The following is a 16,116-nucleotide window of genomic DNA, read 5'->3' on the forward strand; positions in this document are numbered from 1 at the left end:
CTGCGGGGCTGGAGGCCCTGTCTCCCATGAAATTGCAGGCTGACAACAAGGCGTTACCGCGGCCGACTGCGAGCGAACTCGATATCCTGCGCGTGCTCTGGGAGCACGGTCCGAGCACCGTGCGCGATGTGCATGGTCGCCTGCACGGCGACGGCGGAGCGGGCTACACGACGGTGCTCAAACTGATGCAGATCATGCACGGCAAGGGCCTGGTCGTGCGTGACGATGCGCAGCGCGCGCACGTTTATCGCGCCGCGCTGAGCAAACAACGCACGCAGAAGCGTTTCCTTTCCGACATGGTCGCCCGTTTATTCAATGGTTCGCCTTCGCAACTCGTGCTGCACGTACTGGGCGAGGCGCCGCGTGCGTCGAAGGCGGAACTGAAGCAGATTCGCGAATTGCTCGATCGCATCGATTCCGAGAAGCCATGATGAATGTGCTGCTGACGACCTTTGCGCCGTACATCCATGCGTTGGGCTGGAGCCTGCTGCATTTTCTCTGGCAGGGCGCCCTGATCGGCTTGGCTTATGCGCTGCTGCGCGGGCGCTGCTCGACCAGTCACGGCCGGCATGGCTTCGGCATGTTCTGCCTGACGGCCATGCTTGCCTGCCCCGTGCTGACGTTCGCCTTGTTATGGCCTTCGCCCGGCGACCCGGCATTTGCGGTGACTTCGGTGGAGCCGCTGGCGTCCGCGGCTCCGCCCGTATCGGTTCAGCCCGGCGCCGTCGTTGATTTCGAATTTCTGTTGCCTTGGTGCGTCGGCGTCTGGCTGGCCGGCGTCAGCCTGATCGGCTTGCGCTCCTTTCTGCATTGGCGTCGCCTGACTGCGATCGTGAGTTCGGCCGTCGCCATGCCGCGCGATTGGCAGTTGCGCTTGATCGACCTGAGTATGCGCTTCGGCATCCCGCGCCCCATACGCCTGTTGTCCTCGTTCGAGGTGAGCGCGCCGACCCTGGTCGGTTGGCTCAAGCCGGTGATTCTGCTGCCGGCGAGTTTGCTGAGCGGTTTCACGCCTTCCCAGATCGAACTGATCCTGGCCCACGAGCTTGCTCACGTGCGCCGCTACGACTATCTCGCGAACCTGGTCCAGATTGTCGTCGAGACCTTGCTGTTCTATCACCCGGCCGTGCATTGGATCTGCTCCGACGTGCGTCAGCAGCGCGAGCAATGTTGCGACGATATGGTACTGAGCGTCGGCGGCGGTGAGCGCGTCGCCTATGCGCGCACGTTGGCCGACCTCGAGGAATGGGTGCAGGACGGTTCGGGCCGCGGATTGGGGACACTCCAACCCGCGCTCGGCGCCGATGGCGGCGTGCTGTTCACGCGCGTGCGCAGAATCGTCGAGCCGGGCGAGGCAGAGTACGCGCTGCAGTCGCGCGGCGGCGGCATGTTCCTGCCGTTGGCCTTACTCTGCACCGGCTTCTTGTTGGTCGTGTTGCGCCTGAACTCTTGGACCGGAGAATCGGTTGGGGTGATGCTCGCGCGCGCCTCGGCGACGAGCGCCGAATTGCTTGCCGCAGCGACGTTCCGCATTCATCCCGACGCCTCGGCGTTGCCGCTGCGGATCGAGCCGGCGGCGGTCGTCTTACGAACGCCATCCGCGGTCGAAAGCGAGATAGCGCCGCCACCGGCGCTGCCGAAGTCCGAATTCAAACTAGCCGCCGAGGTTGCTCTGCCAGCCGCCGAGTTGTCTTCGCGCGAAAAATATCCGATCACTGCCCCTGCAAAGCCGATAACGGAAGCGCAATCGGTGCCTCCGCTGAGTCAGGCCGCGCCGACCGACTCGCTAAAAAAGGCAGCGCCCGCAATCTCAAATCCGCGCCCCGTGCATATCGTGCAACCGAGCTACCCGAGCGGCGCGTTGCGCAGCGGTGTGACCGGACGTGTCGATCTGGAATTCCGTGTCGATGCCGACGGCAATGTGCGCGATATCCGTGTGCTCGATGCGCAGCCCGCCGGAGTTTTCGACCGCGCCGCGATCGTGGCCTTGCAGCAATGGCAGTTCGAAGTGCCTGCTGCGTCGGCCGGCGAGCGTTATGTGCGCAGTTTCGCCTTCACCGCGGGTTCCGCACCGGCCGCGTGCCGTGAGGTGACGGGTTCGCATATTTGTCGTCGGCAAAATCACGAAAGCCGGATAAATTAACGAAACCAATAGGTTGCCTTAACGCTGATTTAATTGAAGCGCGCCTAACATCGATTCCACTGTAATTGTGCTCGACACTCCTAGGTCAGGTCAGGTGACTGGCAGATTACGGTAATCGGGGCAGTAGCTTTAAGCCCAAGCGAGGTGCGTTCCCCCAATGGCGCCTCCTTGGGCTTTTTTATTGGCTGCGTTCCGCCTCCGCCGACAGCGGCGAGAATCCGGCAACGGTCGCTTTGGCCCGCTCCCGAATGGCAGCGGCTTGCGATGGATAGCGGGCTTCGCGAATGAGGGCCGTCCCGTTTCGGGAACTCCTCGAACGCCGCAAAATCGAATTCCGACCGGCCGAGCATTTTCGGCCACATACGAGTAAGCTCTCCACCATGCGAATTCTGGTCATCGAAGACAATAGCGATATCGCCGCGAACATCGGCGATTATCTTGAGGAAAAGAGCCACACCGTCGACTTTGCCGGCGACGGGGTGACCGGGTTGCATCTGGCCATTTCGCATGACTTCGACGCGATCGTGCTCGACCTCACGCTCCCCGGCATGGACGGTCTCGAGTTGTGCCGCAAGCTGCGCCAGGAGGCGCGCCGGCAGACTCCGGTGCTGATGCTGACCGCGCGCGATGCACTCGACCAGAAACTGACCGGCTTCGACTCGGGCGCCGACGACTACATGGTCAAGCCGTTCGCGCTGCAGGAGCTCGAAGCGCGCCTGTCGGTGCTGGCGCGCCGCGGCAAGGGCATCCAGAGCCGCGTGCTTCAGGTCGCCGATCTGACCTACAACCTCGATACGCTCATCGTCACCCGCGGCGACAAGACGATCCAGCTCAATCCGATCGGCCTCAAGCTGCTGCAGAACCTCATGGAATCGAGCCCGTCGGTGGTCACGCGCCAGGAGCTGGAAACGCGCGTCTGGGGCGAGGAATTGCCCGACAGCGACAGCCTGCGTGTGCATATCCACGGCCTGCGCGCAGCGATCGACAAGCCGTTCGACAAGGCGCTGATCCAGACGCGTCACGGCATCGGCTATCGCATGGTCGATCCGGACGCAGCGGCGAACTGATTCCACAGGGCGACATCCGCTTGCGCTGCGTCGATACTTCGCCGATCCTTCGGCGCGCATGAGACCCACGAAATTCCGTCGGCGCCTACGCAGCCGCATCATCATCTCGTTTGCTTTGTTCGGCTTTGCGCTGACGGCGCTGTTTGCCGCTGCGACGATGTACATGCGCGCGCGCCTGGAAGACCAACTCGTCAACAACGACCTCGGTCGCCTGGTCAAAGATTTCGTCGACTTCAAGCGCGAGCATCCCGAAGAGGACGCGCGTTGGGCGGTGCCACGATACGAACCGTGGATCTACGGTGCGACGAAGTTTGCCAACGTGCCGTTCGACCGGCGTCAATACGATCAAACCGGCGTGTATGAAGTCGAGGAGCCTGGCGTCGGCGGCAAACTGCGGCAGTACAAGCTGGCCGTGTACAAGGACGATGGCTACTGGGCTTTTCTACGCTACGACGTCAGCACGCAGAAATTGAACGAGGTGCAACTGCTGCGTGCGCTCGGCGTCGTCACCGTTCTCTTTCTCGGATTGTCGATCCTGATCGGCAGTTGGTTGTCGCGGCGCGTGATGAGCCCGGTCACCGAACTCGTACAGCGCATCCGTACTTTCCGCCAGACGCGCAAAGTCGAACCGCTCGCCCCGCACTTCGCCAACGACGAGGTCGGCGAGCTGGCGGCGGCGCTCGACGACTATTCCAAGCGCCTGACCGCGATCGTCCAGCGCGATCGCGACTTCAACGCCGACGTCAGCCATGAACTGCGCACGCCGCTTGCGGTGATTTCCGGCACCACCGAATTGCTGCTCAACTCGGACAAGATCGACGACAAGATCCGCGAGCGTCTGAAGCGCATCGAGCGCGCGGCGAAGCAGTCGACCGAGTTGACCAACGCACTACTGCTGCTTTCGCGCAGCGAGCGCAGCGCGCCGAACGACGGTGAGACAACCGACGTCGCCAAGGTCGCCGAGCAGGTGATCGACGTCTACCGCTCGCATATCGGCAGGAAGCCGATCGACGTGCATCTGGTCGTCGACCAGACGGTCGAAGTGGTTGCGCCGTCGTCGGTCATCGCAGTCGCGCTCGGCAACCTGATCGGCAACGCGTTCAAGTACACGCAGAAGGGCGACGTGATCATCACGATCGGCGCGGGGCGCGGCGTCGTCACGGTCGAGGACTCGGGCCCCGGTATCAAGGCCGAGGACGCGGAGAAACTGTTCCAGCGTGGCGTGCGCGGCGAATCTTCGGAAGGCACCAAGGGGGCCGGCCTCGGCCTCGCGATCGTGATCCGCCTGTGCCAGCTCTACGACTGGCACGTCGGCCTGGCGCCGCGGCCGCAGGGCGGCGCCGTCGCCACGCTCGACTTCCGTCTGCGTTGACCGCAGCGATTCGATCCGTCGAACCCGGCTTTCCGCCGGTGAAGATCGATGTTCGGAAGCGATCGGTTCGGCATCTCACAATTACGGAGCCCGCTTGGCTCGATATCCTCGGCGCAAAACGGGGAAGAGCCGCGCGCCCCTAGGCGACGGTGCGTCCGTCCGCAATCGAGACGACTCGGCCGCCGAGCGCGGCGACATCGTCCGGATCGTGGGTGATCACGACCATCGGTACGTCGAATTCCTTGCGGATCTTGATCAGTTCCTCGCGCAGGCGCGCGCGCAGTGGTGCGTCCAAGGCGGCGAACGGTTCGTCGAGCAGAAGCAGGCGTGGCTTGGCCGCGAGCGCGCGCGCGAGTGCGACGCGCTGGCGCTGGCCGCCCGACAACTGATGCGGATAGCTCGAAGCGAGCTTGCCGAGTGCGAAGCGCGCGAGCAATTCGTAGACTTCGCCGGTCGCCGTGCGCGGATTGAACACAGCGCTGCGCGATGTCGCAAATGCAACATTTTGCACAACGCTCAAATGTGGAAACAGGGCATAGTCCTGGAAGACGTAGCCGATTCTGCGCCGGTGCGTCGGTAGGTCGATCTTGCGTTGCGAATCGAATAGCGCGTCGCCGCCGAGACGGATGACGCCGCGTTCGGGCCGCGCAAGCCCGGCGATCGCATAGAGCGTCTGCGTCTTGCCCGCGCCCGACGGGCCGAACAGCACGGTGACGGCTGCGTCGCTCGCGAATTTCACCTCGAGGTGGAATTCGCGTCCGCGCGCGCGCAAGGTTTTGCCGACGTCGACCTCAAGCGCCATCGTCGCCTCCGCGGTGCGTGCGCTGCAGGATCTGCGCGGCGAGGACGAGAGCGACGACGGCGACGATGAGCGAGACGAGGACGAGCGTCTGCGCGCCCGCATCGTCGCCGGCCATCACCGCGTTGTAGATCGCGATCGACAGCGTCTGCGTGCGGCCGGGCAGGGAGCCGGCGACCATCAGGGTCGCACCGAACTCGCCCATTGCGCGCGCAAAGGCAAGCAGAGCGCCCGCGGCGATGCCGCGCCAGGCCAGCGGCAGGCTGACGCGGAAGAACACGGCGGTCGCGTTCGCGCCCAGGGTGCGCGCGGCGCGTTCGAGTTGCGGATCGACGTCACGGAACGCCGCGCGTGCCGCGCGCAGGATCAGCGGAAACGCCGCGATCGCCGCCGCGATCACCGCGCCCTGCCAGGTGAAAATCAAACTGATGCCGAAAGTCGCATGCAGCCATCCGCCGATCGCGCCGTTGCGGCCGAGCACGACGAGCAGGTAGTAGCCGAGCACGGTCGGCGGCAGCACAAGCGGCAGGGTCAGGATCGACTCCGCCGCGTCGCGCACGATGCCGTCGCGGCGTCCGAGCGCACGCGCCGCGGCGACGCCGAGGATCAGCGCGAGTGCGGTCGCGAGTGCGGCAACCTTGAGCGTTAGCCAGAGTGGAGAGAGAAATTCCAAGCGCGCTTACGGCGTGGGAGCGCTGAATCCGTAGCGCGACAGCGTCGCGCGGCTTTGCGCATCGAGCAGGAACTGGACGAACTCGCAAGCCACAGGTTTTTCCTTGCAACTGCCGACCGCGGCGGCCGGATAGCGCACGGGTGTCGCGGTCGGCACGGTCAGCGCGACCTTGACCTTGGTTGCCTGCGAAGCCGCGTCGCTCGCGTAGACGAAACCGGCTTCGGCTTCGCCGCGGACGACGTAGTCGAGCGCCTGGCGCACGTTCTGCGCTTGCACGAGTTTGGCCTGCAGCGATTCCCACAGCTTGGCTGCGGCGAGTGCCTGCTTGGCGTAGCGCCCCGCCGGTACCGAATCGGGATTGCCGATGGCGATGCGCTTGTACGTCGCCTGGCTCAGATCATCGAGTTTCGTCGGCACCGCAGCATTCGCGTCCGGCACGATCAGCACCAGGGTATTCGCCGCGAAATCTTTGCGCGAAGACGCATCGATACGTCCGGCGCCCGCCGCGCGATCCATCGTCGCTTCGTCAGCACTGGCGAACACGTCGGCCGGCGCGCCCTGTTCGATCTGTTTCAGCAACACGTCGGACGCGGCGAAGTTGAGATTGACGTGGGTGCCCGGATGCCGTGCCTCGTAGTCGCGCGCGATGTCGTTGAACGCATTGGTCAGACTGGCTGCGGCGGAAACGGTCAACTCGTCCTTCGCCGAAGCCCGGCTCGATAAGGCGAACAACGCAACGGTGCAGAGCGCGGCGGCCACCGTCGAGCGGAAGCGGAACGAGTGGGCGGATTGCGCCGGCATGGGGAATTCCCTGCGGTGTCGGTGTGGTCGTCCGACTATATCGTGCAGTAGTGCCGGTCGCCAGATTCGGTGCGAGGCGGTCTGTGCAAATCCGTATGTCCGCGGTGCGAGCGGGCGTTTCATGCCCGCGGGTTTTCCAATAGGATGCCGCGGCGGCAGTGCACGCCATGCCGCGCGGAATTCCGACTCCTCCACGTTGAAGCCAGTCCATGTCGCAGCAGCCGCAAATCGAGGAAACGGGTTCGCTCGGTGTCGTGCGCCTGAAAAGGCTGTGGTGGCGCTGGACGCATCGCGGCGTCCTGGCCGAGCGTGGCGATGCCGCGGCCCGCCAGCACGAATGGGTACACGAGATGGTGCTGATCCACGGCCTCGGAATCGGGCTCGAACAGATCGCGCGCTACCTGACGCCGGAACGCACATTCGACGAGCTCGAAGCCTGGATCCTCGAATTGAACGGCGGCTCGATCGATCCGGCGTGCATCGCCCGACTCAACGCGGCGCTGACCGGCGGCGCTTACGACGCGCAGACTCAGCGCCGGTTCGAGGAAATCGCGGCCATGCCGGCGGTGTTCGATGCGAGCGATCTGGAAACCTGGGACGAGCACGGCATCGTCGTGTTGCGCGATGCGATCTCAGCGCAGCAGTGCGCGGCTGCGGTGGATGCGGTGCACGAATTCATCGGCGTGCGTGCCGACGATGCGTCGACCTGGTACCAGAGGAACCATGCCCAGGGCATTATGGTGCAGTTGTTCCAGCATCCGGCGCTGGAGCCGGCGCGCCGGTCGGCGCGCATCCACAAAGCGTTCTCGCAGCTCTGGGGCACGACGGATCTGCTGCCGACCTTCGACCGCTGCGGCTTCAATCCTCCCGAGCAAGCGGGCTTCATCTTCCCGGGACCGCATTTGCACTGGGATGCCGACATGACCAAGCCAATCGGGTTCGGCGTGCAGGGTCTGCTCTATCTCGGCGATACGGCGGCGGAGCAGGGCGCCTTTTCATGCGTACCGGGATTCCACAAAACGCTCGACGGTTGGCTGCAGTCATTGCCGCCCCGAGCGGATCCGCACGATCACATCCGCGGTACGCCGGCCAAGGCGATCGCCGGCAACGCCGGCGATTTGATCCTCTGGCATCAGGCCCTGCCGCATGGCAGCAGCCCAAATCGCGCGGCCCGGCCGCGCGTGGTGCAATACCTGACGATGTTTCCGGCGCGTCCGTCCGAGCGCTTCTGAATCCGGCCAGCGTGCCTTCGGTCCGAGCTTTTCCGCGCCGCCTATTCTTTCTCGGCGAGCAGTCGCGCGAGGATGCGCATTTCGGCGGCGAAAGCCTTCTGCGCCTTGGCTTCGATTGCACGGTAGACCGCCAGCACCTGCTCGCCGGTCGGTGTCAGCACCGCCCCGCCGCCGCGCTTGCCGCCCTTGTTGGTGACGATCAGCGGCGAGGCAAAGCTCCGATTGAGCTCGTCCGCGAGCTGCCAGGCGCGCTTATAGCTCATGCGCATGCCGCGCCCCGCCGCGGTGATCGAGCCTGTCGCGGCGATCGTTTCGAGCAGGTCGGCTTTACCCGGGCCGAGTGCGTGATCGGAGTCGAGCAGCAGACGAAAGCGTAAAGCGGGAGATCGAGGCATGGGCCTATCTGCGCAGAAAGAGCCGGTCGTCCGGCCCGGATTTGAGAATCTGTGATCGGGTTCCACTATTCGGGAGCCGATATGAGTAGTATCCTCGCCCTTGTCGACGCGCCGCTGGTTTGCCTGTCGCAGTCGACACATCTACGATTCGGGGGAATCGCGTGCTATCCATCGTCCGGCGTCTCTTCGCCTTGGTCGTGCTGTTTAGCGCGTCGACGGCGTTTGCCCAATCCTATACCTATTCGGTCTACATCGACGCGGACAACAACCCGTCGACAGGCTGCAGTGTGAGTCTGCCCGGCGGCACGCTCACTGGCGCAGAGACCGTACTTACCGCAACGATCAATGCCGGCTCGCCGCCGCAGGTCGCCTCGGTCACCAGCAGTACCTGTTCCGGCGGCAGCTTCGGCGCTCCGGTGCCGGTCGGCATTGCGGCGGTCAGCGTCGGTGCGGGCACTGGTGGCGGGACGGAAATCGAAATCTCCGCGGCGACCGCGTCGCTCGTCGCCCCGAGCGCGACCACCGTGCGCTTGTACGTGGTCGCGCGCAGCGCGAACGGCAGTGATGTGCTGCTCAACACCACGGGCGCAGCGGGCGGCGCGCCGATACTTTTCGCGGTCAACACGCCTATCCCGCCCGGTCCGGTCATACCGGCGCCGTTGTTCGGCGTTCCGGCGATCGCGCTACTGATCCTCGCGCTGCTCGCGCTCGGATCGCGTGCGGCGCGGCGGCGCTGGATGAAGCGCGTGCTGGCCGGATTCGTCCTGCTCAGCGGCGTGGCCGGCGCGGCGATCTTCAACTGGGCCGGCATCAATCCGCTCGCGACCGATCCGACCGGCGATTCGACCAGCGGCGAGACCGCGATCGACCTGCGCGCCTTCTACACCGCCTTGCTCAACGGGAACCTGTACTTCCGCATCGACGTCGTCGGCAATCTCGCGCCGCCGGTGCAGGCGCCGGTCGCCAATCCGGTCAGCGCGACCGTGGCGTTCAACAGCACGGCCAATCCGATTGCGCTGAGCATCGGCGGCGGCGCGGCCGCTTCGGTGGCCGTCAGCACGCCGCCCGGACATGGCAGCGCGACGGCGGCCGGTACCTCGATCACTTACACGCCGAACTCGGGCTACTCGGGCGCGGATACGTTCCAGTACACCGCAACAAACGTCAGCGGCTCCTCGGCACCGGCGACGGTGACGATCACGGTCAATCCGCAGGCGCCGATTGCGGGCGCGGTGACCACGTCGGTGGGATACAACAGCACGAACAATCCGATCACGTTGAACATCACCGGCGGCACGCCGACCTCGGTCGCGGTGAGCGCGGCCCCGGGACACGGCAGCGCGACGGCGACAGGTACGTCGATCACCTACACGCCGAACTCGGGCTACTCGGGCACGGACACGTTCCAGTACACGGCGACGAACGTCAGCGGCACGTCAGCCGCGGCGACGGTGACGATTGCGGTCAATCCACAGGTGCCGACCGCGGGTCCGGCGAGCGCGACCGTGGCCTACAACAGCACGAACAATCCGATCACGCTGAACCTGACTGGCGGCGCAGCAACGTCGGTCGCGGTAAGCGCGGCTCCCGGACACGGCAGCGCAACCGCGATAGGCACCTCGATCACGTACACGCCGAACTCGGGCTATTCGGGCACGGACACGTTCCAGTACACAGCGACGAACGTGAGCGGCACGTCGGCTGCGGCGACGGTGACGATCACGGTCAATCCGCAGGCACCGGTCGCGGGGCCGGTCAGCGCGACGGTCGGTTATAACAGCACGAACAATGCGATCACGTTGAGCATCACGGGCGGCACGCCGACATCGGTCGCGGTGAGCACCGGGCCGACACACGGCACGGCAACGGCGGCGGGCACGTCGATTACGTATACGCCGACCGCGGGCTATTCGGGTGCGGACTCGTTCCAATACACGGCAACGAACGCCGGAGGTACCTCGGCCGCGGCGACCGTGACGATCGCGGTCAATCCGCAGGCGCCGATCGCAGGGCCGGCGAGCGCGACGGTGGCTTACAACAGCACGAATAATGCGATCACGTTGAACCTCACGGGCGGCCTAGCGACGTCGGTTGCGGTGAGCACCGCGGCGACGCATGGCACGGCGACGGCGGCGGGTACGTCGATCACCTACACACCGACCTCGGGCTACTCGGGCACGGACACATTCCAGTACACGGCGACGAACGTGACTGGCACCTCGGCCCCGGCGACCGTGACGATCACGGTCAATCCGCAGGCACCGATCGCCGCGCCGGTCAGTGCGACGGTGGGCTACAACAGCACGAACAATGCGATCACGCTGAGCATCACGGGCGGCACGCCGACATCGGTCGCGGTCAGCACGGCAGCGACGCACGGTACGGCGACGGCGGCAGGCACGTCGATCACCTACACGCCCACCTCGGGCTATTCGGGTACGGACACGTTCCAGTACACGGCAACCAACGCGGGCGGCACCTCGACACCGGCGACGGTGACGATCACGGTCAATCCGCCGGCGCCGATCGCGGGGCCGGCGAGTGCGACGGTCGCCTACAACAGCACGAACAATGCGATCACACTGAATCTCTCGGGCGGCGCCGCGGCCTCGGTCGCGGTCAGCACGGCGGCGGCGCACGGTACGGCGACGGCGACGGGCACCTCGATCACGTATACCCCGGCCGCGGGCTACTCGGGCACCGACACATTCCAGTACACGGCGACGAACGTGACCGGCACCTCGGCCCCGGCGACCGTGACGATCACGGTCACTCCGCAGGCACCGATTGCGGCACCGGTCAGTGCGACGGTGGCCTACAACAGCACGAACAATGCGATCACGCTGAGCATCACGGGCGGCGCGCCGGCCTCGGTCGCGGTCAGCACGGGGCCGACGCACGGCACGGCGACGGCAACCGGTACGTCGATCACCTACACGCCGGATTCGGGCTACTCGGGCTCGGACACGTTCGACTATACGGCGACGAATGCGGGCGGTACGTCGGCACCGGCGACGGTGACGATCACGGTCAATCCGCAGGTGCCGATCGCTGGCCCGGCGAGTGCGACAGTAGCCTACAACAGCACGAATAATCCGATTACGCTGAGCCTGTCGGGCGGTGTGGCAACGTCGGTTGCGGTCAGCACCGCCGCGACCCACGGCACGGCGACGGCGACCGGCACCTCGATCACGTATACGCCGACCGCGGGCTACTCGGGCACGGATACGTTCCAGTACACGGCGACGAACGTGAGCGGTACGTCGGCTGCGGCCACGGTGACGATCACGGTCACTCCGCAGGCGCCGATCGCGGGAGCGGCGAGCGCGACCGTTGCCTACAACAGCACGAACAATGCGATCACGTTGAATATCACGGGCGGCGCGCCGGCCTCGGTCGCGGTGAGCACCGCAGCCACGCACGGCACGGCGACGGCGGCGGGCACGTCGATCACGTATACGCCGGATGCGGGCTATTCGGGCACGGACACGTTCGACTATACGGCGACCAATGCAGGCGGTACGTCGGCCCCGGCGACAGTAACGATCACGGTCAATCCGCAGGTGCCGATCGCGGGAGCGGTCAGCGCGACGGTGGCTTACAACAGCACGAATAATGCGATCACGCTGAACCTCTCGGGCGGTACAGCGACCTCGGTCGCGGTGAGTACCGCAGCGACGCACGGCACCGCGACCGCGGCGGGCACATCGATCACCTATACGCCGACCTCGGGCTACTCGGGCACGGACACATTCCAATACACGGCGACGAACGCGGGCGGTACGTCGGCAGCAGCGACGGTAACGATCACGGTCACTCCGCAGGCGCCGAGCGCAGGGCCGGTCAGCGCGACCGTGGCCTATAACAGCACGAACAATGCAATCACGCTGAGTCTCACGGGCGGCACGGCGGCCTCGGTCGCGGTGAGCACGGCAGCGGCGCACGGCACGGCGACGGCGGCGGGTACGTCGATCACCTATACGCCGAATGCGGGCTACTCGGGCACGGACACGTTCGACTATACGGCGACCAACGCAGGCGGCACCTCGGCCGCGGCGACGGTGACGATCACGGTCACTCCGCAGGTGCCGATCGTGGGAGCGGTCAGCGCGACGGTGGCTTACAACAGCACGAACAATCCGATCACGCTGAACCTCTCGGGCGGCACCGCAACCTCGGTCGCGGTCAGCACGGCGGCGGCGCATGGCACGGCGACGGCAGCGGGCACCTCGATCACCTATACACCGACCTCGGGCTACTCGGGGACGGACACGTTTCAGTACACGGCGACGAACGCGGGCGGCACCTCGACACCGGCGACGGTAACGATCACGGTCACTCCGCAGGCGCCGAGCGCAGGGCCGGTCAGCGCGACCGTGGCTTACAACAGCACGAATAATCCGATCACGCTGAGCCTGTCGGGTGGTGTCGCAACATCGGTCGCGGTGAGCACGGCAGCGACGCACGGTACGGCGACGGCGACGGGCACCTCGATCACCTACACGCCGACCTCGGGTTACTCGGGCAGCGATACGTTCCAGTACACGGCGACGAATGCGGGCGGCACCTCGGCGGCAGCGACGGTGACGATCACGGTCAATCCGCAGGCGCCGATTGCCGGCGCGGCAAGCGCGACGGTGGCCTACAACAGCACGAACAACCCGATCACGTTGAACATCACGGGCGGCACGGCGGCTTCGGTCGCGGTCAGCACCGCAGCGACGCACGGCACGGCGACGGCGACGGGCACCTCGATCACTTACACGCCGACCTCGGGCTATTCGGGCAGCGATACGTTCCAGTACACGGCAACGAATGCGGGCGGCACTTCGGCCGCGGCGACCGTAACGATCACGGTCACTCCGCAGGCGCCGATCGCCGGCGCGGTGAGCGCGACGGTGGCTTACAACAGCACGAACAACCCGATCACGTTGAACCTCACGGGCGGCACGGCGGCCTCGGTCGCGGTGAGCACGGCGGCGGCGCACGGCACGGCGACGGCGACGGGCACCTCGATCACGTACACGCCGAACTCCAGCTACTCGGGCAGCGACACGTTCCAATACACGGCGACGAATGCGGGCGGCACCTCGGCCCCGGCCACGGTGACGATCACGGTCAATCCGCAGGCGCCGGTGGCCGGTGCGAGCAGCGCGACCGTGCTGTATAACAGCACGAACAACCCGATCACGCTGAACATCACCGGCGGCACGGCGACCTCGGTCGCGGTGAGCGCCGCGGCGGCGCACGGCACGGCGACGGCAGCGGGCACGTCGATCACCTACACGCCGACTTCGGGCTACTCGGGAGCGGACAGCTTCCAGTACACGGCGACGAACGCGGGCGGCACCTCGGCCGCGGCGACCGTGACCATCTCGGTGAATCGCGCGCCGACGTTCACCAGCCCTGCCAGTGCGGGCACGACGATTTTGATCAACCAGCCATTCACGCTCAGTCTCGCCGCTACCGGCTATCCGACCGCGATGACGTTCAGCGCGAGCGGTTCGTTGCCGCCGGGCATTACTTTCACCGGCAGCGCGCTGACCGGCACACCGACCGCCGGCGGCACCTTCCCCATCGTGCTCGGTGCAAGCAACGGCGTTTCGCCAGATGCGTCGACGACGTTCACCATCGTGGTCAATGCATGTTCGCCGATCACGGTGAGCGGCACCTTGGCCAACGGTCAGTATCAGGTCGCCTACGGCACGCAGACCTTCACTCAATCCGGCGGCACCGGCACGATCACTTGGAGCGCGACCGGGCTGCCCGCGGGACTGACGATCAACGCCTCCGGCGGCGTGTCCGGCACGCCGACGAACACCGGCACCAGCAACGTCGTCGTCACCGCGACGGACTCGTCCGGTTGCACCGGCTCGACCACGGTCAACAACGTCACGATCCTGCCGGTGGCACGCGCGGACAGCTATGCGACGCTCGGCAATACGCCGCTGGTCATCGGTACGGGACCGGCAACGCCGTACGTGGCGAGCGCGACGAACCCGATCGCCAACGATTCCGGCCCCGGCGCGCTCAGCGTGACGCTCGGAGCCACTGTTGCGCACGGCGCGATCACGCTCAATGCTAACGGCTCGCTGACCTATACGCCGGCGGTGGGCTACACCGGCAGCGACAGCTTCACGTACACGCTGACCGACGGCAACGGCATGGTCAGCGCGCCGGCGACGGTGTCGTTGACGGTCGGCCCGAACAAGGTGTGGTACGTCAACGGCGCGGCAGGGACGAACGGCAGCGGCGTTGCGTCTTCGCCGTTCAATACTCTGGCGAGCGCGAGCACGGCTCACGGCACGGGCGATGTCATCTTCGTCCAAAGCGGCGCCTCCGCAACAGCGACGCCGGGAGCGATTTCGCTCAAGCAGAACGCGACGCTGTGGGGCCAGGGTGTCACCTTGCCGGCGATCGGCGGCATCACGGTGCAGAACGCCGCGGCGACGAGCAATCCCAAACTCGCGGCGACGGTGACTCTCGCCGGCAACGGCATCACCGTGTCGTCACTCGACATCGTCAGCACCACCGCCACGGGCCTGACCAACACCGGCACCATTACCGGCGCCACCGTGCAGAACGGCGTCAACGTGATCACGACGACCGGCGTCGCGGTGAATCTGGCCAATGCCAGCGGCAGTTTCACCTTGCAGAGCGTGTCCGCCAACGGCGCACCGCGCGGCATATCGGTGAGCAATCTCGCCAGCGGCACGTTCAGTGTGACCGGCGTCGGCACGACAGCGGGTTCCGGCGGCACGATCGCCAACAGCACGAGCGCAGCAACGGGTGACGGCGCCGTGGTCCTGACCAGCGTCAGTGCGGCGAGCCTGGGCTATATGAGTTTGAACAGCGGCCAGGCGAGCGGACTCGTCGCTACGGATGTCGCCAGCCTGACTATGGCTTCCTCGACGTTCTCGAACTTCGCCATCGCCGGCGCGCTCGTCGGCAGCAACACCACGGCGGCGAGCACGAACGGCGGCGCCTTCAATCTGCACGACAACACGTTTACCGGCATCACCGGCAGCGCCGTGCAGATCGCGACCAACAACGCCGGCACCTGGACCGGGCATCTGAACACGAACACGATCGGCAATGCTGGCGTGGCCAGTTCGGGTTCGACGAGCGGCGAAGGCGTCGACGTTTTCCAGTACGGCAGCGGCGCGCTCACCGTGGACGTCAGCAATAACAAGATCTATCAGATCAAGCAAAGCTACGGCATCAGTGCGGGTACGCAGACTGCGGCGGGCAAGCTCGATCTGACCCTGAAGTCGAACAACGTGCAGATGATTCAGGCGAGCAGTCTCGACGCGATCACCGTCGCGACGAACTCGAACAATTCGCGCCTGTGCCTGAATGTATCCGCCAACACGTCCGCTGCTGCGGGACAGACGCCGACCAACGGCTGGGGCTACAACTCGGCCGGCATCAGCGTGCTGCAGAACGCGCCGACTTCGGCGACGTTCCAGCTCCAGGGCTATGGCGGTGCGGCGACGGATGTCAACGCCGTACAGACGTATCTCATAAGCACCAATACGCTTTCCGGCCCGACGGCCGCCGACAAGGCGGTGGCGGTAATCAATCCAGGCCCTGGATTCGTTGCGGCGACGTGCGCCGTGGCCCCATAACCCTTG

At 65.8% G+C, this 16,116-nt stretch carries 10 protein-coding genes; 6 read left to right on the forward strand and 4 right to left on the reverse strand.

The window, feature by feature from the left end; genetic code table 11:
• Nucleotides 1–26 precede the first annotated feature (26 nt).
• From FFS30_RS14145 to FFS30_RS14160, 4 genes are all read left to right on the forward strand, one after another.
• A complete protein-coding gene (locus tag FFS30_RS14145; RefSeq protein WP_137913820.1) occupies nt 27–431 on the forward strand; it encodes a BlaI/MecI/CopY family transcriptional regulator in 405 nt (134 codons plus the stop codon).
• Nucleotides 428–2,143, forward strand: coding sequence for a M56 family metallopeptidase (locus FFS30_RS14150; RefSeq protein WP_137913821.1), 1,716 nt, complete (start codon nt 428–430; stop codon nt 2,141–2,143). The genes FFS30_RS14145 and FFS30_RS14150 overlap by 4 nt, the downstream gene beginning before the upstream one ends.
• A gap of 380 nt (nt 2,144–2,523) precedes the next feature.
• Nucleotides 2,524–3,210, forward strand: a complete 687-nt coding sequence (locus FFS30_RS14155) for a response regulator transcription factor (protein WP_137913822.1) — start codon at nt 2,524–2,526, stop codon at nt 3,208–3,210.
• Nucleotides 3,211–3,268: 58 nt separating this feature from the next.
• Nucleotides 3,269–4,582 (forward strand): HAMP domain-containing sensor histidine kinase, encoded by a 1,314-nt coding sequence (locus tag FFS30_RS14160; protein WP_137913823.1) that lies wholly within the window; start codon nt 3,269–3,271, stop codon nt 4,580–4,582.
• Between the two features lie 139 nt (nt 4,583–4,721).
• Here the strand turns inward: FFS30_RS14160 and FFS30_RS14165 are convergent, their stop codons facing one another.
• Genes FFS30_RS14165 through modA form a run of 3 tightly spaced genes read right to left on the reverse strand, consistent with a single transcriptional unit; the run spans nt 4,722 to nt 6,855 of the window.
• Nucleotides 4,722–5,384, reverse strand: a complete 663-nt coding sequence (locus FFS30_RS14165) for an ATP-binding cassette domain-containing protein (protein ID WP_137913824.1) — start codon at nt 5,382–5,384, stop codon at nt 4,722–4,724.
• Nucleotides 5,374–6,054 (reverse strand): molybdate ABC transporter permease subunit, encoded by a 681-nt coding sequence (gene modB / locus FFS30_RS14170; RefSeq protein WP_137913825.1) that lies wholly within the window; start codon nt 6,052–6,054, stop codon nt 5,374–5,376. The genes FFS30_RS14165 and modB overlap by 11 nt, the downstream gene beginning before the upstream one ends.
• Nucleotides 6,055–6,060: 6 nt before the next feature.
• Entirely contained in the window at nt 6,061–6,855 is a 795-nt protein-coding gene (gene modA, locus FFS30_RS14175) for a molybdate ABC transporter substrate-binding protein (RefSeq protein WP_137913826.1), read from the reverse strand.
• Between the two features lie 209 nt (nt 6,856–7,064).
• Here modA and FFS30_RS14180 point away from each other — a divergent pair, with 209 nt between their 5' ends.
• Nucleotides 7,065–8,087 (forward strand): phytanoyl-CoA dioxygenase family protein, encoded by a 1,023-nt coding sequence (locus FFS30_RS14180; protein WP_137913827.1) that lies wholly within the window; start codon nt 7,065–7,067, stop codon nt 8,085–8,087.
• Nucleotides 8,088–8,128: 41 nt separating this feature from the next.
• Here FFS30_RS14180 and FFS30_RS14185 read toward each other — a convergent pair whose 3' ends face one another.
• Complete coding sequence (locus FFS30_RS14185) at nt 8,129–8,482, reverse strand: LysR family transcriptional regulator (RefSeq protein WP_137913828.1); 354 nt, start codon at nt 8,480–8,482, stop codon at nt 8,129–8,131.
• Between the two features lie 161 nt (nt 8,483–8,643).
• Between FFS30_RS14185 and FFS30_RS14190 the strand changes: the two genes are divergently transcribed.
• Nucleotides 8,644–16,110 carry an Ig-like domain-containing protein gene (locus tag FFS30_RS14190; RefSeq protein ID WP_137913829.1) on the forward strand — a complete coding sequence of 2,489 codons (7,467 nt, stop codon included), beginning with the start codon at nt 8,644–8,646 and terminating at the stop codon, nt 16,108–16,110.
• The last annotated feature ends 6 nt before the right edge of the window (nt 16,111–16,116 follow it).

The sequence above is a fragment of the Rudaea sp. 3F27F6 genome, from assembly GCF_005503555.1.
Lineage (GTDB): Bacteria > Pseudomonadota > Gammaproteobacteria > Xanthomonadales > Rhodanobacteraceae > Rudaea.

Coding starts and splice junctions, on each gene's coding strand:
- FFS30_RS14145 (WP_137913820.1), top strand. CDS start 27: ATGAAATTGCAGGCTGACAACAAGGCGTTACCGCGGCCGACTGCGAGC.
- FFS30_RS14150 (WP_137913821.1), top strand. CDS start 428: ATGATGAATGTGCTGCTGACGACCTTTGCGCCGTACATCCATGCGTTG.
- FFS30_RS14155 (WP_137913822.1), top strand. CDS start 2,524: ATGCGAATTCTGGTCATCGAAGACAATAGCGATATCGCCGCGAACATC.
- FFS30_RS14160 (WP_137913823.1), top strand. CDS start 3,269: ATGAGACCCACGAAATTCCGTCGGCGCCTACGCAGCCGCATCATCATC.
- FFS30_RS14165 (WP_137913824.1), bottom strand. CDS start 5,384: ATGGCGCTTGAGGTCGACGTCGGCAAAACCTTGCGCGCGCGCGGACGC.
- modA (WP_137913826.1), bottom strand. CDS start 6,855: ATGCCGGCGCAATCCGCCCACTCGTTCCGCTTCCGCTCGACGGTGGCC.
- FFS30_RS14180 (WP_137913827.1), top strand. CDS start 7,065: ATGTCGCAGCAGCCGCAAATCGAGGAAACGGGTTCGCTCGGTGTCGTG.
- FFS30_RS14185 (WP_137913828.1), bottom strand. CDS start 8,482: ATGCCTCGATCTCCCGCTTTACGCTTTCGTCTGCTGCTCGACTCCGAT.